Source organism: Arthrobacter sp. D3-16 (genome assembly GCF_054408515.1).
On the sequence record NZ_CP096437.1, the window covers coordinates 2841081 to 2860939 of the forward strand.

General features: G+C 66.3%; 16 protein-coding genes. 7 read left to right on the forward strand and 9 right to left on the reverse strand.

All coding sequences use genetic code 11. The features are described from left to right. Window positions 1–7: 7 nt before the first annotated feature. On the reverse strand, window positions 8–913 hold the full coding sequence (locus M1D32_RS13445; RefSeq protein ID WP_458779150.1) for a TatD family hydrolase: 906 nt from the start codon (window positions 911–913) through the stop codon (window positions 8–10). Between the two features lie 164 nt (window positions 914–1077). On the opposite strand from M1D32_RS13445, the gene M1D32_RS13450 reads away from it, so the two are divergent. Genes M1D32_RS13450 through M1D32_RS13460 form a run of 3 tightly spaced genes read left to right on the forward strand, consistent with a single transcriptional unit; the run spans window position 1078 to window position 6144 of the window. Next, a complete protein-coding gene (locus M1D32_RS13450; protein ID WP_458779151.1) occupies window positions 1078–2202 on the forward strand; it encodes an AAA family ATPase in 1125 nt (374 codons plus the stop codon). Between the two features lie 10 nt (window positions 2203–2212). Further along, window positions 2213–3649: a DUF58 domain-containing protein gene (locus M1D32_RS13455; RefSeq protein WP_458779152.1), complete on the forward strand. Its 1437-nt coding sequence runs from the start codon at window positions 2213–2215 to the stop codon at window positions 3647–3649. After that, window positions 3646–6144 carry a transglutaminase family protein gene (locus tag M1D32_RS13460; protein WP_458779153.1) on the forward strand — a complete coding sequence of 833 codons (2499 nt, stop codon included), beginning with the start codon at window positions 3646–3648 and terminating at the stop codon, window positions 6142–6144. Before M1D32_RS13455 ends, M1D32_RS13460 begins: the two co-directional genes overlap by 4 nt. Window positions 6145–6184: 40 nt before the next feature. Here the strand turns inward: M1D32_RS13460 and M1D32_RS13465 are convergent, their stop codons facing one another. Then, window positions 6185–7684: an NAD-dependent succinate-semialdehyde dehydrogenase gene (locus M1D32_RS13465; protein WP_458782189.1), complete on the reverse strand. Its 1500-nt coding sequence runs from the start codon at window positions 7682–7684 to the stop codon at window positions 6185–6187. 183 nt (window positions 7685–7867) lie between these two features. Next, window positions 7868–8707, reverse strand: coding sequence for a 16S rRNA (cytidine(1402)-2'-O)-methyltransferase (gene rsmI / locus M1D32_RS13470; protein WP_458782190.1), 840 nt, complete (start codon window positions 8705–8707; stop codon window positions 7868–7870). A 148-nt stretch (window positions 8708–8855) separates the two neighbouring features. Here rsmI and M1D32_RS13475 point away from each other — a divergent pair, with 148 nt between their 5' ends. Both M1D32_RS13475 and M1D32_RS13480 read left to right on the forward strand, forming a co-directional pair. After that, window positions 8856–10577, forward strand: coding sequence for a dolichyl-phosphate-mannose--protein mannosyltransferase (locus M1D32_RS13475; RefSeq protein WP_458779154.1), 1722 nt, complete (start codon window positions 8856–8858; stop codon window positions 10575–10577). A gap of 63 nt (window positions 10578–10640) precedes the next feature. Continuing rightward, window positions 10641–12470, forward strand: a complete 1830-nt coding sequence (locus M1D32_RS13480) for an AMP-dependent synthetase/ligase (protein ID WP_458779155.1) — start codon at window positions 10641–10643, stop codon at window positions 12468–12470. On the opposite strand, the gene M1D32_RS13485 is transcribed toward M1D32_RS13480, so the two are convergent. Beyond that, on the reverse strand, window positions 12461–13639 hold the full coding sequence (locus M1D32_RS13485) for a TIGR01906 family membrane protein (protein WP_458779156.1): 1179 nt from the start codon (window positions 13637–13639) through the stop codon (window positions 12461–12463). The genes M1D32_RS13480 and M1D32_RS13485 overlap by 10 nt on opposite strands. A gap of 126 nt (window positions 13640–13765) precedes the next feature. Continuing rightward, entirely contained in the window at window positions 13766–14758 is a 993-nt protein-coding gene (locus M1D32_RS13490; protein WP_458779157.1) for a stage II sporulation protein M, read from the reverse strand. Between the two features lie 66 nt (window positions 14759–14824). Between M1D32_RS13490 and M1D32_RS13495 the strand changes: the two genes are divergently transcribed. After that, window positions 14825–15625: an RDD family protein gene (locus M1D32_RS13495; RefSeq protein ID WP_458779158.1), complete on the forward strand. Its 801-nt coding sequence runs from the start codon at window positions 14825–14827 to the stop codon at window positions 15623–15625. A 3-nt stretch (window positions 15626–15628) separates the two neighbouring features. Here the strand turns inward: M1D32_RS13495 and M1D32_RS13500 are convergent, their stop codons facing one another. The 4 genes from M1D32_RS13500 to M1D32_RS13515 all read right to left on the reverse strand — a co-directional run bounded on the left by M1D32_RS13500 (window position 15629) and on the right by M1D32_RS13515 (window position 19217). After that, window positions 15629–16867 carry a L,D-transpeptidase gene (locus M1D32_RS13500; RefSeq protein ID WP_458779159.1) on the reverse strand — a complete coding sequence of 413 codons (1239 nt, stop codon included), beginning with the start codon at window positions 16865–16867 and terminating at the stop codon, window positions 15629–15631. 63 nt (window positions 16868–16930) lie between these two features. Then, window positions 16931–18409, reverse strand: a complete 1479-nt coding sequence (gene ahcY / locus M1D32_RS13505; RefSeq protein ID WP_458779160.1) for an adenosylhomocysteinase — start codon at window positions 18407–18409, stop codon at window positions 16931–16933. Between the two features lie 104 nt (window positions 18410–18513). Continuing rightward, complete coding sequence (locus tag M1D32_RS13510) at window positions 18514–18750, reverse strand: Trm112 family protein (RefSeq protein WP_458779161.1); 237 nt, start codon at window positions 18748–18750, stop codon at window positions 18514–18516. A gap of 77 nt (window positions 18751–18827) precedes the next feature. Beyond that, a complete protein-coding gene (locus M1D32_RS13515; protein ID WP_458779162.1) occupies window positions 18828–19217 on the reverse strand; it encodes a DUF3499 domain-containing protein in 390 nt (129 codons plus the stop codon). Between the two features lie 117 nt (window positions 19218–19334). Here M1D32_RS13515 and M1D32_RS13520 point away from each other — a divergent pair, with 117 nt between their 5' ends. Continuing rightward, entirely contained in the window at window positions 19335–19847 is a 513-nt protein-coding gene (locus tag M1D32_RS13520) for a metallopeptidase family protein (protein ID WP_458779163.1), read from the forward strand. Window positions 19848–19859: the final 12 nt, after the last annotated feature.

The following is a 19859-nucleotide window of genomic DNA, read 5'->3' on the forward strand; positions in this document are numbered from 1 at the left end:
TCGGTTCTTAGTCCCACGAACCGTACGCCTGCTCGGTGTTTTGGCTGATGCGGGCGCCCAGCGCGGCAAGGTCGGTGCTTGTCAATTCCGCCATGGCACGGACGGTGTACGGGACCATGTAGCTGGCGTTCGGCCGGCCCCGGTGCGGATGCGGAGTCAGGAAGGGAGCGTCCGTTTCAACGAGGACCAAGTCGGGATCGGCGGCAGCGAGCGCGGCCCGCAGGTTGGTGGCGTTCTTGAACGTCAGTGTCCCGGCGAATGACATCCACCAGCCTTCCCTGTTACAGATGGATGCCAACTCCTCATCACCCGAAAAGCAGTGGAAAACCACGCGCTCGGGGGCTCCTTCTTCCTTGAGCACCTGGACAACGTCGCTGTGGGCGTCCCGGTCATGAATCTGCAGCGTCAGGTTCAGCCGCTTGGCGATATCGATATGGCGGCGGAAGGAGTACCGCTGGTGCGCCAGCCCCTCGCCCTCCGTCCGGAAAAAGTCGAGCCCCGTTTCACCGATGGCCCGGATGCGCGGATGGGCTGCCAGCTGCTCGATTTCCGCCAGGGCCTGTTCCAGTTGGCCGCGTTCGGCGTAGCGGGGAGCATCGTTGGGGTGAAGCGCCACCGCTCCGAGCAGCCGCTCGTCCATGTCCACCGCCTGGACGGTGAACCGAGAGGATTCCAGGTCGCAGCCCACCTGGACCGCTCCCTGGACGCCTACCGCGGCGGCGGCGTCAAGCGCCTCTTTGATGCCCACCGGCGCTTTTCCGTCCGGGAAGTCCAGGTGCGTGTGGTTGTCCATGACTGGCACCGGCAAAGGCTCCGGAGCAGGGGGAAATTCCCGTTGCGGCCGGCTGTCTTCTTCCGTAGCGCCGCCGGCAGCGGAAACACGGTAAGCGGCGGGGATCAGCGGATTGCACATCCATCAAGCCTAAACCGCGCAGGTGGGCGCATATTTGTTGGAACTCTCTGTCAGCTGCGGCAGTTGTGTTAGTAGTCTGGTACGAACACATGCAGGCGCCCACCGACGGGCGAAGGCAGGGCTTACTGTCCCGTCCAGGTGAACCCCGGGCTGAAAGGTTGCCGATGGAATCCCACCGACGCACTGCCAACGATGTGAGCGCTGCGAACCGTAACCTGGCGGGGGTTACCGACCCCGTCAGCCACCTCAACGGGCACCGGCCCACCGCAATGGACGGCGCGTCCTTCCACGCCGCAAGCCAGCGGATCCTGGGCACGATCAACACTGTCATTGACGGGAAGTCCGACGCCGCGAAGCTGGCGTTGACGGTCCTGCTGGCCCAGGGCCACCTGCTCCTGGAGGATGTGCCGGGCGTGGGAAAGACGCTTCTTGCCAAGACGCTTGCCCGGACCATCGACTGCACGGTCAACCGGATCCAGTTCACGCCGGATCTGCTGCCCTCCGACGTCACCGGCGTTTCCATCTACAACCAGGCTTCCAGGCTCTTCGAGTTCCGCCCCGGTGCTGTCTTCGCCAACATCGTCATCGGCGACGAGATCAACCGCGCATCAGCAAAGACGCAATCCGCCCTGCTCGAATGCATGGAGGAACACCAGGTGACGGTGGACGGCAATTCGTACCGGCTGGACGAGCCGTTCATGGTGGTGGCAACGCAAAACCCCATCGAAATGGAGGGCACGTATCCGCTGCCGGAAGCCCAGCGTGACCGCTTCATGGCGCGCATCTCCATGGGCTACCCGGACAAGGACTCCGAAATCGAAATGCTCGAGACCCATCAGGCAACGTCACCCCTGGCCAAGGTATCGGCGGTGGTAACCACTGCGGACGTGGCGGCGATGATCGCCACGGTCCAGCAGGTCTACGTCTCGCAGGCAGTCAAGGAGTACACCGTCTCCGTAGGCAGGGCCACCCGGGAGAGTCCCCTGCTTCGCCTGGGCGCGAGCCCGCGGTCCATGCTGCAGCTGCTGCGGGCTGCCAAGGCCACGGCTGCCCTGGACGGCCGCGACTTTGTGCTGCCGGACGACGTCGTGGATGTTGCGGAATCTGTGCTGGCGCACCGTATCATCCTTGACCGGAAGGCGGCCGGCGCCGGAGAAACCCCCCACAGTGTCCTTCGTGGCATCCTGTCCCGGCTGCCCGTGGCACAAAGGCCCGCAGACGCCGGAAACAGGCCTGCGGCGTCCACGGGCAGGACCGCCCCTGTGGCAGGCCTGAGCAGGAACCACTAGGCGGCTATTCATGGCTTTGCTGGACAGAGTGCCCCGACACCTCTTTACCCAGCGCGGCTGGGGCATGCTGGCGGCGGGGGCCGCAGCACTTGCCGCAGCGCACGTGATGGGCCGGCGGGACCTGCTCAGCCTCGCCGTGCTGCTGTTCGTGCTTCCATTGGTCTCCCTGGCGGGTATCCGGCTGGTGAAGCCCCGCTTCCAGGTGTACCGCGAATTCAACCCGTCACCGGTGGAGACGTCGGCCCCCACCACCGTGCGGCTTGCGGTAGCGCGGACCGGGGCAGGAACCGGCAGGGCCACCATGGAGGAAAAGCTTCCACCCCGCTTTGGTGAGTCGCCCGCGTTCCGGTTCCCGTCCCGTTCCGCCAACGGCGGCACCAGCAGGTACGAGTACCACCTCCGCTCCGACCAGCGCGGCCAATTCCTTATTGGTCCCGTTACCGCAGAGTTCACCGACCCGTTCGGGCTGTCCCTCCACCGGCAGGCAATAGACGACGGCGACACGCTCACTGTCACGCCCGCCGCCGTCGTACTTCCTTTGACCGGCCTGGCCGGCGCCCGGGGCAACGACGGCGTCACGGCCACCAGGATCCGGGCAAACCCCAGCGACGACGACGTGATGACCCGGGAATACCGCCATGGCGACCCGATGCGCCGGGTGCACTGGGCCGCTACAGCGCGCCATGGTGCCCTGATGGTGCGGCAGGAGGAATCTGTAACAACGCCCGAAGCCACCATCATCCTGGACCATCGGTTCACTGCCTTCTCCGGAGGTTCCGGGACCCTGCCTGCAGGAAGTGCAGCGCAGAACAGCCACTCCATGGTCAGCAGCGAAACCTTTGAGTGGGCCGTTGTTGCAGCCATGTCCATCAGTGCCCACCTGGCCGAGCGCAATTACGGCCTGCGCCTGCTGGACGCCCGCGGCGAACCTGCCTTCCTCAGTTCGCCCTCCGCGCCCGAACCCGAGGTGGAGGAGTACAGCGGGGGGTCCGGACTCCAGTCCATCGCTGAAAGCCTGGCGGCAATTCAACTTACCGGGCCGCATGCCCGCCGCGACGCGGGGCGCCGGGACATCTTGGGCCTCCGGGAACCGCATGGTCACCAGGAGCCCGGACCCCCGCCCTTTGACGACAACCTGATGGACAAGTTATCGGCGCACCGCATGCGGGGCCCGCTGATCGCCGTCCTGGGAAGGATCTCACCGCTGGACGCCTTGTCCCTCGCTCCGGCCGCCGGGTACGGCACCAACGCCTTTGCCATCGTTGTCACTGAGCGGCCTGCGGAATACGAGGACGCACTCGAGAAGCTCCGGCAGGGAGGCTGGCGGGCTGCCGCGGTGCCGCCGTCAGTATCGGTTGCAGCGGCATGGAACCAGTTCGACCAGGACGTCGCGTTGCCTGAAACCCCGGCAACCGAGGTCCGGCGGGGAGCGGAGGTGGCAGGATGACCATCGCGCCACCCCGGAGTTCGGGAACTGACCGGCAACCTGCGCCGCCCGCCGGGGACCCGGCAGGACGAACCCGTGTTGGGGCCTACCCCTGGATGATGGCAGGCTCCATTGCGGTGGCCGTTGCCGGGGCGGCCCTGTCACTGAACGGAGTCCTCCGGGGCTGGGGCTGGTACTGGCCTGTTTTCACCACCGTGCTGGTGGTCAGCTTCACGCTGGCCGCCCTGCGTTCGGTCAGGGCACAGCCCCTGCTTGTCACTGCCGGCGGGTTCCTTGCCCTGGGCGCCGTCCTGACGCTGACATTCTTCCGCGGCTCCAGTGTTGCCGGCATCATCCCCACCGGGGCCAGCCTCGGGGAGCTGAACCGGCTGATCCGCCGGGCCAGCGAAACAGTACTGTCCGAAACAGCTCCCGTGGCGCCCAACGTGGGCATCGTTATGGTGATCTGCGCAGTCCTGGGCCTGGCGGTCATCCTCGTTGACGCGCTCGCCGTTCCGCTGGGCATGCCGGCCGCCACGGGCGCGGGGCTGCTGGCCATCCTCGTGGTACCTGCCATGATCAAGCCCCAAAGCGTCGGCTTTTGGGGATTTACGGCCGCCGTCGCGGGGTACCTGATGATCCTCGCCTGCAGCCAGTGGTTTGTTCCGGATGCCCGCACCCCGGTGGATTCCGCCCGGAACCCTGGCCAGGTCCGGAGGGCCGCGTTGACGGGGTCGGTGGCGCTGGTTGCAACCATGCTGGTACCGATGGCTGTACCGGGGTTTGACCAGGGCACGTTCCCGCAAGGCTCCCGGCTTAATCCGTGGGGCACGTCCACGGGCCTGAACCCGATGATCACGCTGGGCAACAGCCTGCGCACCCCTGCCGGGACTGGACGGATCACGTACGCCACCAATTCCACCGCCCCGCTGTACCTGAGGTCTGTCACTGTGGACCATTTCGACGGCGACTCCTGGGGCCCGGATGACCGCAACGCGTCCCGGCGCCCCCTTGGCAGCCAGATCGATCCCGGCTATACCGTCCTCGCGGACGAACAGCAGCCGCTGGTCACGGCAATCGACGCCGGAACCTTCACCAGCCCGTACCTGCCGGCACCGTACCCGCCGGAATCAGTGCGGGGCCTTGATGGCCGCTGGACCTGGGATCCTGCCACCTTGAGCATCAAGGGGACGGATACCACCTCGCGGCGGCAGGAGTATCTGGTTACGTCCTCCGTTCCAAGGCTGACGGCTGGGCTGCTGGCCCAATCGTCGGCAAGCGTGCAGGGCATCTCCGAGGACTTCACCAGGATTCCGGGCAACGTGCCCGATATCGTCCGGACCACCGCCGGCACGGTGGCAGGGGCCGGCACGACGCCTTACGAGAAGGCGATGGCCATCCAGAAGTACCTTCGCTCCGCGGAATTCACCTACTCCCTGCAGTCACCAGTTCAGGGCGGATACGACGGAAACGGGCTCTCGGTCCTGGCTGACTTCCTGGACCAGAAAAGCGGCTATTGCATTCACTACGCCTCCGCAATGGCCGTGATGGCCCGGCTCGAAGGAATCCCCAGCCGCATTGCGGTGGGCTACGCCCCCGGCAGGCTGACAGGTGCCACTGTTTCCGTGGCCGGCCAGGGTGCGCTGCCCGAATACGAGGTGGATGCGAGGGATGCCCATGCCTGGCCGGAACTGTACTTCCAGGGCCTGGGCTGGGTGCCTTTTGAGCCCACACCGTCCCGTGGGGTAGTGCCTGACTACGCCACCGAGACAGTGGCCCCTTCGGCCCCGGGTGCCCTCGAAAACAACGACGACCTTGTCCCGAACGCCTCGCCGGCACCTGCCCCGGCACCGAGTGCAGCTCCCCTGCCGGCCCCGGGTGGGGGCGACGGCACTGCAGCCGGCGTGCAGGTTCTGCCGTTGCTTCTGGGCCTGGGCGGTGTCCTGGGGGCTGTTCTTCTCGCCGCGGCGCCGCGGCTGGCCAGGACAAGCATCCGGGCACGGCGGCTCCGACCGGCCGAGCCAGGGACGGCGGCAGCGCTGGCCTGGGGTGAGATGGTGGACCTGGGGACGGACTATGGCATGCCGCCGAAACCCAGCGAGACCCCGCGTGCCTTTAGCGCCCGTCTCCGCGAGTCCGGGCTGCTGGGGGAAACGGGAGGGCTTGACGACGCCGCCCATCGGGCTGCCGCCGGCTTGACCTCCGACTTTGAACGCCGGGAATACGGTCCGCCGGCGGCAGCGGACGTGCCCGGAGGGAGCACCGGCGGCACCACTCCGCAGGCAGAAGGCGCTTACCAGGAGGTAACCGGCAACCGGATAGCGGCACTGGAAACCGCGCTGCGCGCCCATGCCCCCACCCTGCGGCGGCTGCGCGCCCTGTGGGTACCGCCGTCGGTGATGGGGCGGCTGAAACGCCTGCTGACGGCGCCGTTCCGGGCTGCCGGAGCAGCATCGGTGCACACGGCGAAAGCCGCCGCCCGCTTCTGGTCAGCGCGCTGGCCGGCGCGTTCCTGACCCAGTAGCAAGCGGCGGCTTCGCTGTTCCGGGGGAAGGCCTATCCTGCGTAGGGATCGGCGATGCCGATGTACTGGGTGTAAAGGTATTCCTCGATGCCCTCAAGGCCGCCTTCGCGCCCGAGGCCGGACTGCTTGACGCCGCCGAAGGGTGCGGCGGCGTTGGAGATGACGCCGGCGTTCAGGCCCAGCATGCCGGTTTCGAGTTTTTCGCCCATCCGGATGCCGCGGTTGAGGTCCTTGGTGAAGACGTATGCCACCAGCCCGTATTCGGTGTTGTTGGCCAGCCGGACGGCGTCGTCTTCGCTGCTGAACGTGATGATCGGGGCAACCGGGCCGAAGATTTCCTCGGCCAGGATCCGGGTGCCTTCGGTCACCCCGGAGAGGATGGTGGGCTGGTAGAAGTAACCCGGGCCCTCCACCGGGCCGCCGCCCAAGACGGCTTTCGCGCCGGAGGCAACGGCGTCCGAGACCAGTTCGTGGACCTTGTCCCGGCTCTTGGCGTCGATCAGCGGGCCCACCTTGGAATCGGGCTCGGTGCCCCGGGCGGTGGTCATCTCCTTCATCTTCGCGGCGAACTTCTCCGCGAAATCCGCTGCAACGGACTCGTGGACGATGAAGCGGTTGGCCGCGGTGCAGGCCTCGCCCATGTTCCGCAGCTTCGCGAGCATGGCCCCGGTGACGGCGGCGTCCAGGTCGGCGTCCTCGAAGACGACGAACGGGGCGTTGCCGCCCAGCTCCATGGAGGTGCGCAGCACCGTTTCGGAGGCGTCCGCGAGTAGCCGGCGGCCCACTTCCGTGGAGCCTGTGAAGGACAGTTTACGGAGCCGGGAGTCCTTGATCAGCGGGCCGGTGGTGGCGCCGGCCGTTGAGGTGGGGATAACGTTCAGGACGCCGGCGGGCAAGCCGGCCTCCATCATGACGGCGGCGAACAGCTGGGAGGTCAGCGGCGTGAGGTTTGCGGACTTCAGCACCATGGTGCAGCCCGCGGCCACGGCCGGGGCAATCTTGCGCGTGGCCATGGCCAGCGGGAAGTTCCACGGGGTGATGAGCAGGCAGGGGCCCACCGGCTTTTTGGTGACCAGCAGCCGGGACTTCCCGTCCGGGGAGACCGAGTAGCGGCCGAAGGCACGGACCGCTTCCTCGGAGAACCAGCGCAGGAACTCGGCGCCGTAGGTGACCTCGCCCCGGGCTTCCGCCAGCGGCTTGCCCATCTCCATCGTCATGAGCAGGGCGAAGTCCTCCGCCCGCTCTGTCACGAGCTCAAACGCGCGGCGCAGGATTTCGCCGCGTTCACGCGGCGCCACTTTTGCCCAGGATTCCTGGGCGGCGGCGGCGGCGTCCAGGGCAGCGGCACCGTCCTCGGGACCGGCGTCGGCAATGCTCAACAGCACCTTGCCCGTCGCCGGGTCCTCGACGTCGAAAGTCTTGCCCGAAGCGGCAGCCCGCCACTCACCATTGATAAGCAGGCCGGTGGGAACAGAGGCCAAAAGGGCGCTTTCGCGTTCTGCGGAAACGGCCGGCTGTGCAGTGACAGTCACGATGACTCCCTCGTCAGTAGGGTTGTTGCAGCCCCGGGCGGCGGCCGGAGTGGCCGCCGTCGTCATGGCTGATTAGTTGCCAGACTACTGCCGTGCCACGTGCGGGTCTACGCCTTCACGCACTACGGAAAGAGGGAAGGCCTGTGCACCTGCACAGGACTTCCACCCCAGTGGCCGCCCTCCTCAGCGGGCCGCGAGAACGGCCGAGTAGAGCTCGCGCTTGCTCACCCGGACGTCCTCGGCGACAGCCGCTACAGCTTCCTTAAGGCGGATCCCCTGGGACACGAGTTCGTTGACGGCCGCCACGTGGTCCTCGGGAGTCCCCGGAGCCTGCTCAGGTGCACCGGCCAGGACAACGGCGATTTCACCACGGACCTCGGTGGCCTCGGCCCATTGCAGGAGCTCCCCGAGCGAACCGCGGATCACCTCCTCGTAGGTTTTGGTCAGTTCCCGGCACACGGCCACGCGGCGCTCAGGGCCGAAGCGTTCGCGCAGCGCCCGCAGCATTACCTCAAGCCGGTGCGGCGCTTCGAAGAACACCATCGTCCGGCGCTCCCCCGAAAGGTCAGCCAGGCGGGACGCCCTTTCACCTGCCTTCCGGGGCAGGAATCCCTCGAAGCAGAAACGGTCGGTGGGCAGGCCGGACAGTGCCAGCGCCGTCAGTACAGCCGACGGGCCGGGCACGGCAGTGACGGTGAGCCCGTCCGCCACGGCGCCTTCCACCAGCCGGAACCCTGGATCGGACACTGAGGGCATCCCGGCGTCGGTGACCATTACCAGGGTCTTGCCCGCCTTCACCTGTTCAAGAAGTTCGGCTGTTTTCACTGCCTCGTTGTGCTCGTGGTAGCTGATCACGCGTCCCGCAACAGTGACGCCCAGGCTTTGCACCAACCGGTGCAGGCGGCGGGTGTCTTCAGCGGCAACGATGTCCGCTGTGCCCAGCAACTCCACCAGGCGGGCGGACGCGTCGCCAGTATTGCCGATCGGGGTGGCCGCCAGCACGATCCGCCCTCCCCCAGGCACCGGGACCGCGCCTGCATCCGAACCCCCTGACGGCTGTCCTTCGGCTTCCTCATCGGGGCTGGCAGTGCCGGAATCAGTAAAGGGGCTGGGGTTAGGGTCCACGCCACCAGCCTACTGCTGCCGGGCGCCGCCAGCCGCAAAAGGTAGCATGGGGCTCGTGACGCAGACCTCGACGCGGCCGGCCGGGGCCGAACACGCCACATCCCCGAAGTCCGCCGGTTCCTCCACCGGAACTGTTGCCCGACCCGGGAACCCGCCGGCCCGGCCGTGGGTCAGCCGACCAGCGGAGGCCTTTACGGCGGAGTCCCTGCGCGCCCGGCTGCTGGGGCCAGTCCGCAACTGGCGGGACTATCCGCCATCACTGCGGCTTTGGTTCCTGCTGGTTCCCCTCCTGGCTTCGGCCGCCGGCGGCGTCCTGCGGTTTGTCCGGCTGGAGGCGCCAAACAAGCTGGTCTTTGACGAAACGTATTACGTCAAGGACGCCTACTCGTACCTCATCAGCGGTTACGAGCGCAGCTGGCCGGACAAAGCCAATGATTCCTTCAACGCAGGAAACCCCGCCCTGCTCCTGGACTCTCCCGAGTACGTGGTCCACCCCCCGGTGGGAAAGTGGATGATTGCCGCCGGTATGTGGCTCTTCGGGCCGGATAACTCTTTCGGTTGGCGCTTTGCCGCGGCCCTGACCGGGACCCTGTCCATCCTGCTCCTGTCCCTGATAGCACTGAAAATCTTCCATTCACTGCCGCTGGCGGGTGCCGCGGGCCTTCTCCTCGCCGTGGACGGCCATCACTTGGTGATGTCGCGGACATCGCTGCTGGATATCTTCCTGATGTTCTGGATCCTCGCAGCCTTTGGCGCCCTGCTGATGGACCGGGATGACGGCCGACGCCGGCTGGCGGCCCGCCTGGCCAAGGCCGCATCCGGGGGGCTTCCCACCGCCGCGCAATTGTTATCCGGGCCATGGCTGGGGATCCGTTGGTGGCGGATAGCAGCCGGGGTCTTCCTGGGCCTTGCCGTGGGGACCAAATGGTCAGGCTTGTTCTTCCTGGCGGGCTTCGGCGTCCTCACCGTGCTGTGGGACCTTAGCGCACGGCGGGTGGCGGGCATCCGCGGCTGGATCAGCGGCGGCGTGATCAAGGATGGCATCCCGGCGTTCCTGAGTATGGTCCCGGTTGCCGCGCTCGTCTACGCCGCCACCTGGACCGGCTGGTTCCGCTCAGAAGACGCCTACTTCCGCCGCTGGGCGCAGAGCAATCCGTCCGCTGGATGGGACTGGCTGCCGGATTCAATCCGGTCCCTGGCGCACTACCATCTGGAGGCGTACAAGTTCCACCAGGGCCTGGGGTCCGACCACCCGTATGAGGCCAGCGCCTGGAGCTGGCTGCTGATGGGCAGGCCCACGTCGTTTTTCTACGAATCACCGGAGCGCGGCACACCGGGCTGTGACGTGGACAAGTGCACATCCGCCATCCTGTCGGTGGGAAATCCCCTCGTCTGGTGGGCGGCAGCGATATCGCTGGTGGTGCTCCTGTTCTGGTGGGCGGGGCGCCGGGACTGGCGGGCGGGAGCGGTGCTTGCGGGAGTCGCCGCGGGGTACCTGCCCTGGTTCCTGTACCCGGAGCGGACCATGTTCTACTTCTATGCCGTGTCCTTCGAACCGTTCCTGGTGCTGGCGCTCGTCTATTGCCTGGGGCTGGTCCTGGGGAGGACGACCGACCCGCCGTGGCGCCGCCGGGCCGGGCTGTACCTGGTGGCCTTGTTCACGGCGGCCGCAGTCCTGCTGGCGGCCTTCTTCTATCCCGTCTGGGCCGCCGAAGTTATCCCGTACCAGGAGTGGCGGCTCCGGATGTGGATGCCTTCCTGGATCTAGGGCAGGATGGCAGATGACCCCGACGGAGCCGCTGCCGCGGCATGGCAGCGGAACGGAGACCCCGTGAGAGAAGCGAGCACCGGACTGCTGGTTGAGCTTGATGCCGCCAGCAACGTCACGGATCTGCTGCTGGAGCAACAGTCCGCCAACCCGGCCCACGCCCTGTACCGGCGCAAGGGGCCCAACGGCTGGATGGACGTGACGGCGCAGAAATTCCTGCAGGATGTCAGTGCCCTTGCCAAGGGCCTGATCGCCGGCGGGCTCGAGCCGGGCGACACCGTTGCTGTAATATCCGCCACCTCCTACGAATGGACGCTGGTCGATTTCGCCATCTGGTTTGCCGGCGGCGTGACCGTTCCTATTTACGAGACGTCCTCCCCCGGGCAGGTGGAGTGGATCCTCCACGACTCCGGGGTACGCCGTGTCTTTGCTGAGGACCGCGCCAAAGTGAAGCTTGTGGCGGGCGTCCTGGCCGGTTCCACACTGCTTCGGGACCGCCTCGTTCATGTGGTCCGGATGGATTTCGACGGCGATGCCCCGGACCTCGCGAGCCTTGCCGCCGCGGGAGCAGGTGTCAGCGATGCCGAGCTGGAACGGCAACGGAGCCGGGCGGGGCTGGATGACGTGGCGTCCCTGGTTTATACCTCCGGAACCACCGGCAACCCCAAAGGCTGCGAAATCACGCACGGCAATTTTGCCCTGGTGGCAAAGAACATCGTCGCGTTCCTCCCGGAACTGCTGCTCCAGGACCAAGCGCGCACCCTGATGTTCCTGCCGCTCGCCCACGTCCTGGCCCGGGCGGTCCAGGTGGTCTGCCTCACCGCCGGCGCCACCCTGGGGCATACGCCGGGCGCGGCCCAGCTCCTGGAGGACCTGGGCACGTTCCGGCCCACGTTCCTGCTGGTGGTTCCTCGGATCTTCGAGAAGGTCCGCGCCACAGCAGCACACAAGGCAGCGGTGGCCGGCAAGGCGCGGCTTTTCAATGCCGCATCGGCAACAGCCATTGAGTACTCGCAGGAGGAGGACCGGCGCAGCCGGGGCGAGGGCAGCGGTCCCGGGCTGCTCTGCCGGATCCGCCATGGAATCTTCGACAGGCTGCTGTATCCTCGGCTTCGCCAGGCCTTCGGCGGCCATGTGGGGCACACCGTGTCCGGCGCCAGCGCCCTTGCGCCGGCGGATGCCCACTTTTTCCGGGGTGCCGGAATTCCCGTCCTGGAAGGGTACGGCCTGACCGAGACCACCGCACCATGCACCGTCAACACACCCTCACTCACGCGGGTGGGATCCGTGGGCATCCCCATCCCCGGGACCACCATACGGGTAGCCGAAGACGGCGAGATCCTGGTGAAGGGCATCGGCCTCTTCCGGGGCTACCACGGGAATCAGGCGGCGAACACAGAAGCGTTCGTGGACGGCTTCTTTCGCACAGGCGACCTCGGGGAGCTTGACGCCCAGGGGTTCCTCACCATCACGGGGCGGAAGAAGGACCTGCTGGTGACCGCCGGCGGCAAAAACGTTGCACCGGGGCCCTTGGAGGAAAGGATCCGCGCCCATCCACTGGTGGCCCACGCGGTAGTGGTGGGCGACGGAAAGCCCTTTGTGGCGGCGCTCGTGAGCCTGGATCCGGAAGGCCTGGACAATTGGTGCTCCGAGCAGGGGCTGCCCGGCCTTTCGGTGCGGAACGCCGTCACGGATCCGCACGTAAAGGCTGCTGTACAGGAGGCAGTGGACCAGGCGAACCAGCTGGTGTCCAAGGCAGAATCCATCCGCAGGTTCACCGTGCTGGACGCCCAGTTCACCGTCGAGTCAGGTCACCTGACGCCTTCGCTGAAGCTGAAACGTTCCGCCGTGGTGCAGGACTTCGAAACCGATATCGCCAAACTTTACGCCTGACCGGCCGGCTGGCCCGCTGCGCCCTCCACTGGCTGCTCCGCCTCCGCTGGTTCATCCTTGGCCAGGCCGCGGCGCCGGCGTGTAGGCCAGGTGAGGATCAGCGTAACGAGCGACGTCAACAGCACCAGGCCCGCGATCACTATTCCGGCGTCAATCCAGAACTGCCCGGGGAACAACCGGATCAGGGTGTCGTCCAGGCTGAACGTCCATGATCCGTCCGCGAAGAAGATCCGGTGGAATTCGGTGAAGAACTGCTGCCAGCCCAGCACTGCCAGGGATCCAAGGCCCAGGATCAGGACGAGCGTGATGATGGAGCCGGCGAACAGGCCCCTGCGCACTCCCCCGGTGCTTCGCTTGCGCAGGTACAGGACAGCGATGAGGCTCACCAGGATCAGCAGCACACCGGCACCAAAGGTGGACAGGATCACCAGTTTGACGTCCGCCATGTGGCTGACTTCGCCATCCTTGAACAGCTTGTCGCCGCTGCGGTGCACCAGGTCGCCCAAGTAGCGCGGCCCGGCCCAATTACTGAGGTAGTCAACGGCGTAGGAGCCGTAGGTCATCCTGTCATCGGTGCTGAACCCGTAGCCGTCCCCGGGAAATCCAGGGCGGTTGTACTCCACCCACAGGAACAGAGGGCTGGTTACGGCACGCACGGCAAGGATAAGCAGGATCAGTGGGAAGAACAGGGCAAGCAGGACCTGCATTACCCGGGGCGCCACCGGTTTGGCATTGGCGGCACTCTCGCGCTGGGCATTGCGGCGCTCCACCTCCTCCTCCGGCGGACGGACCTGGAGCGCGGAGGTGGGCAAACGTTCCTTGAATACCGGAGAGCCATCGCGCCCGGATGCGGGTTCTGAATCTTCGGCGGCGGACTCGGCGGCTTTTCGGTCGGCCCGGCTCTCCGGCTGGACGGCGTGGCGGGCCTCCGGGGCCGCGGCAGCCATGGAAGCGGTGGCAGCCGTGGCCGACGAGCCGGTTTTCCCGTCCCCCGCTGATTTCCGCGGGGCATCCGCGGTGGATTCATCGGCGTCGGAAGAACTTCCGGCGGCTGTGCCGCCGGGAGTCAACCACGAAAACGCCGGCTCGTCAGAATCGCCTGATGTGTCCAGAACCGGTTCCGGCTGCGGCTCGGCGCGCCTGGCGCGGGCAGGAGTTTCGTCTTTCACAGCAGCGTCACTTCCGTTGGGTTTCCGCGCCGGATTGTGGATCGGCCGGCGCGCTTCATCTGTTGACGAGCCTACCGTCCGGGCTTCCGGCGGGGCGAGGAACCACCCCGCGTGGATTACAACGATTCAGGCAGCGATTTCTGAGTAGCCTGCGTCTTCCCGGCGGAGGTCACCGCACTCCCCTGCCAGGTAGGCGGGGCGCCCGCAGGCAAAGACGTACAGCCAGTAACCCGCCAGGACCGCGGCCCCGATGCCGATCTTTGCCCAGACCGGCAGTGCACTGGGTGTAACGAAACCTTCCACCAGGCCTGATACGAACAGCACCAGGACCAAGCCCAGGGCTACGGTGATCAAGGACCTGCCTTCCTCGGCCACTGCCCGGCCGCGGGTGCGGGGCCCCGGCGAGACCATAGCCCAGAAGATCCGGAGGCCGGCGGCGCAGGCAATAAACACCGCTGTGAGTTCCATCAGGCCGTGCGGCAGGATGTAGCTGAAGAAGACCTCCGACTTTCCCGCGGCCGCGAAGATGCCTGCGGCTATTCCCACCCCTTGCGCGTTGCTGAACAAAATCATGGGCACCCACACTCCGGTGATCCCCAGCGCTACAGCCTGCGCGCTGATCCAGGCGTTGTTGGTCCACACCGCGCCGGCGAAGGATGCGGCAGGGTTCTCCGAGTAGTAGTTGATGAAGTCTTCCTCGACGTACTGCCGGGCCGCCGCTTCGGACGCCACCGCCCGCAGTGCTTCCGGCGAGGTGCTGATCCAGAGTGCGTAGGCTGCGCCGACCAGGACAAAGGCTGCCCCGCATGCCAGGGTGAGCCAGGTGAGCCGGTAGAAGGCGGCGGGCAGGGCCACCACAAAGAACCGTGCCAGGTCCTCCAGCACGTTGGACCGCGCGCCGGTGAAGCGCGTGCGGGCCTGGGCAAGCGTGGCGGACAGTGATGCCGACAGTCCACTTTCGGGGGCCAGGGACCGGATCAGGGAGAGGTGGGCGGACGTGGACTGGTACAGCGTCAGGAGCTCATCTGCTTCCGGGCCGCTGAGCCTGCCCTTATAGGCAAGTTCATGCAGCCGCGACCATTTGTCCGCGTTGACGGCGGAGAACGCGTCCATATCCACGGCAACAGCCTAGCGGCCCCGCACTAGACTATGAGCGTCCCGTTAGCCGCGAGGAACAGGAACAGCGTGAGTTCAATAGTCACCGGTGAGGCCGTTGTCCTGGAGCTGCGTCCGGCATCGTTTGCGGCCCGCGCGCTGGGCCTGCTCCTGGATATGGCCTTGAGCATCATTTTGCTGGTGGTCATCCTGATCGGGGTAGCGGCGGCGGGCGAGGACCTTGACGAGGCGGCCCTGCGGGCCCTGGTACTGGCCAGCGTGGTCTTCTGCCTGGTCATCGTTCCGGTGGCGGTGGAGACCCTGAGCCGCGGGCTTTCGCTGGGCAAACTCGCAGCGGGCCTGCGCGTGGTGCGCGAGGACGGCGGTGCCATCCGGTTCCGCCACGCGCTCATCCGCGGCCTCGCCGGCTTCCTCGAGATCTACCTGACCTTCGGTGGGCTCGCCATCGCCGTGGCCCTGTTCAATGACAGGTCGCGCCGCCTGGGCGACCTGATGGCCGGGACCTACGCGATCCGCAGCCGTGTACCGGTTGAGGCGTCTCCGCCGGTGCTCGTTCCGCCGCGGCTGCGCTCCTGGGCCGCTGCCGCTGATATCGGGCGGATCCCGGACGCGACGGCGCGCCGGGCATCCCAGTTCATCCGCCAGGCCGGCCGGATGGCCCCCCTGTCCAGGGCGGGCATGGCCGAGTCGATCGCTACTGAACTGGCCGCCCATGTAGCCCCGCCCCCGCCGCCCGGGACCAGCCCGGGCGACTACCTTGCCGCCGTCGTGGCCGAGCGGCGGAGCAGGGAGCTTGCCAGGTTGTCGCAGGCACGACGCCGGAGCGCCGAGACGGGTGCGCGGCTGCACCGTCTGCCTTTCGGCAGCTAGGCGCTAATTGTCGTATTCGCTCCAGGGGATGTTCCAGTCGCCAAACCCATCATCGTTGGCTGCGTAGTCGCCTTCGGTGTTAACGATATGGACGACGTCGCCGGTGCCCATGTTGTCAAAGACCCATGCGGCACCGTCGGGGGCGAATCCAATGCAGCCGTGTGACACGTTGGTATTGCCGATAAACGGATAAGCCGACTCCAGTGCCTGGTGGATGTAGGCCCCGCTGAGGGTGAGCCGGATGGTGTATTCCACGTCGACGTCCCCGTAGTAGGCGGGGTCACCGGGTTTCAGGCCGATGCTGGAGGCCCGGAAATGGTCGTAGCGCTTCTTTTCCATCAGCACGCCGTAGCCGCGGGCGGACGGAAACCGCTTGTCCCCCATGCTCACCGGCAGCGTCTTGACCACCTGATCGTTGACGCTGAGCGTGAAGGTATGCGCGGCTGCGTCCGCCACCGCCACCTTCTTGTCACCGATGGAGACGTTCACCTTCTTGTTGAAGTTGGCGATCTGGCCGTTGCCCAGGTCCACGCCAAAGAGCTGCATGTCCATGGTGATGGTGGAGTTTGCCGCCCAGAAATTCTCCGCCCGGTACCGGACCATGGTGTCACTGTGCCAATGGAAGGCGCCCACCTGGCCGGCGCTGCTGGTGATGCTGATCGCCTTTTCCACAGCCTCGCGGTTGACCACGGGTTCGCTGAAGATGACCTGAAGCGGCTGCCCCACGCCCACCTTCATGCCGTCCAGCGGGTAGATCGCCGCATCCGCCTCATGGGAACTGGACACCGTGCTGAAGGACTGCGTAGTGCTCTTCTCGCGTCCTGCGCCGTCCTTCACCGCGTACGTGTAGCTGTAGTCCGTGTTGAACTTCAGGGGGCCCGACGCCGTCCAGCCAGTTCCCGCGGCGTCGATAGTGCCCTCCACCGTCTCGCCGGCGGTACTGGTGAGCGTCACGCGTTCAATGGTGCCGTTGGCCACCTTGAGGGACACCGGTGCTGCCGGGTTCACCTGCTTCGCACCGTTGGCCGGCGCGGCGTCGAGCTTCACGGGCGCAATGACCGGCGCGGCGATGCCGGGCGATGTCCGGACGGCGGTCCCTGCCTCGGATTCGATGGCTCCGCGGGCGATTCCCGGTGCCACTGCAGCGAATACGCCGCCCACGGCGGCGAGGAGGCAGACAGCGGCCACCACAAGAATCTTCTTGACCCTGCCCGGACGGCGGGATTGGACTTCAGGCTCCATGTTTTGATCCTAGGCGCAGAAAGTAACAGCCCGGGTGCTCTCGGCACCCGGGCACTTTACTTGTTAGTAACGATAGTGTTCGGGCTTGTAGGGGCCGGCGACGTCGATGTCCAGGTACTCGGCCTGGTCCTTGGTCAGTTCGGTCAGCTCCACTCCCAGGGCATCAAGGTGCAGGCGGGCCACCTTTTCATCCAGGACCTTGGGCAGGACGTAGACCTGGTTTTCGTACTCTCGCTCTCCTTCGGGCTGGTCCTTCTTGGTCCACAGCTCGATCTGGGCGATGGTCTGGTTGGCAAAGGAGTTGCTCATCACGAAGGACGGGTGGCCCGTGGCGTTGCCCAGGTTCAGCAGGCGGCCTTCGGAGAGGACAATGATGGAACGCTCGCTGTCAGTCCCCTCGTCAAAAACCCATTCGTGGACCTGCGGCTTGATTTCCACCTTTTTGATGCCGGGGATCCTGGCGAGCCCGGCCATGTCGATTTCGTTATCGAAGTGGCCGATGTTGCCCACAATCGCCTTGTTCTTCATGCCCGCCATGTGCTCGGCCATGATGACGTCCTTGTTGCCCGTGGTGGTAATGAAGATGTCGCCCTGGGCCAGGACGGACTCTAGCTTGGCCACCTGGTAGCCGTCCATGGCCGCCTGCAGGGCGCAGATGGGGTCGATCTCGGTGACGATCACGCGTGAGCCCTGGCCGCGCAGTGCCTCCGCCGCGCCCTTGCCGACGTCGCCATAGCCGCAGACGACGGCGACCTTGCCGCCCATGAGCACGTCCGTTGCACGGTTGATGCCATCCGGGAGTGAATGCCTGATTCCGTACTTGTTGTCGAACTTGCTCTTGGTGACGGAGTCGTTGACATTGATGGCGGGGAAGAGCAGCTTGCCCTGTTCAGCCAGCTGGTACAGGCGGTGGACACCCGTCGTGGTTTCTTCGGTGACGCCCTTGATGTTCGCCGCCGTGCGGGTCCACTTGTGCGGGTCCGCTGCCAGGGAGCGGCGAAGCACGTCGAGGAAAATGCCGTACTCTTCGGAGTCCGTCGGGTCGGCGGACGGGACGTTGCCCACCGCCTCGAACTCGGCGCCCTTGTGTACCAGCATGGTGGCGTCGCCGCCGTCGTCCAAAATCATGTTGGGGCCAAGCTCCGGGTTGGTCTCCGCGCCGGGCCAGGTGAGGATCTGCTCGGCAGTCCACCAGTATTCCTCCAGCGTTTCACCCTTCCAGGCGAACACCGGCACGCCCTGGGGGTCCTCCGCAGTGCCCTTTCCGACCACTACGGCAGCGGCGGCCTCATCCTGCGTGGAGAAGATGTTGCAGGAAGCCCAGCGGACCTCGGCACCCAGTGCGGTGAGGGTTTCGATCAGCACCGCAGTCTGCACTGTCATGTGCAGTGATCCTGCGATCCGCGCGCCCTTCAGGGGCTGGGTGGGTCCAAACTCCTCGCGGAGGGACATCAGGCCCGGCATCTCGTGCTCTGCCAGGCGGATCTGGTGCCTGCCGGCCTCGGCCAGCGAGATATCGGCAACCTTGTAATCAAAAGCCATGGATGGATCCTTTACTCTGTCCGGCGGTGGCCGGATGCTGCTTGCGGCGCCCGGTCAGGGAGCCGCGGCGTCGGCGCCGGTGGTTTGTGCTGTCGGATGAAGGGCTAAACGGCCTGGGGTGTGCCGGCGGCTGAATCGTGCTGGTCTGAACCGGCTGCATTCGCTGCTGCCAACAGTTCGGGCGGAAGGAGGAGGGGAATCCCGTCCTCGATGGCGTAGCGGGGCCTCACGCCGGAGTCGCCCGCGCCGGCTGCAACAAGTTCCCCGCCTTCCTGGACCAGAGGCGAGCCCGTCACGGGGCAACGCAGGATGGAGAGGAGTTCAGGACTGATCTTTGGCATTGCTCATGCTCCCTGGCGGGCGCGCTGGCGCCGGTAGCGGACGGAATTGCAGCTTCCAGCCTACCGCCAGATGCGGTTCAGGACGGTTCCCGAAGGGCGCGGAGGTGGCCCCTTCGGGTGCCTTCCGCTCCGGCCGGCGCTTCCAAGGCGGAATGTGGGCCGCGTTTCCCGGAGGTTGGCGGCACCTGCGCAGGCAAGGCAGCGGCATCCCGGACGGCGTTGGCCAGTGCAAGGAGGTCATCGGGGCCCGGCTGCTGCGGAGTGGAGGGCATGGCCAGGCGCAGAACCTCCCATCCCCGCGGGACCGTGAGGGAATCCGCGTGCTGCTCGCACAAATCGTAACAATGCGGCTCGGCATAGGTGGCCAGTGGTCCAAGGACCGCCGTGGAATCCGCGTAAACGTACGTCAGGGTAGCTACCGCTGACTGGCGGCACGCAGATCTTGAACACTGACGGATAGCTCCCACGACATCACAGACTACTCTGTCCACCCGGCAAAACACGGCATTGCTGCCCTGGCGACGCGCCTTGGTGCGGGCAGCCCATGTGTCGCGTAAATCCTTCCCCGGGTTTACAGTCGATGTATGCAGTCATCGAACCATGAATCAGGCTTTACGGTCCGGTTGGCTGAGCCGGATGTCCGCACAGACCAGCGCACGGCGTCCCCGGGCAAAAGCTTTATGATGCGCCGCCGAAACCGCCACGGCCGTGGACTTCGGGGCGACGTCATGCTCCCCACCCATCCCGGTTACCGCACACGGTCGGACCGCTTTGATGACATGGTGCTGGACTCCGCGCAACGGCTGCATGACATCTGGGGCAAGACCCTGGATGGCGTCCGCTTCGGCGTCGATGAAATCCCGCCTGACCTGGAACAGTTGGCGGCCAATGCAGCCACTCCCCCCATGGGTTCCTACACCCCTGCCACCGGCGAGGACGGGCCGATGATCACCGTCTACCGGCGGGTGGTCGAGCAGGCCTGCGGAAGCGTCGAGGAACTCCAGGACCTGGTCCATGACGTGGTTGTGGAGCATACGGCTGAAATGCTCGGTGTTGCCCCGGAAACCCTCGATCCGGTGTACCGGCGCAGGTACTGACCCCGGCATCTT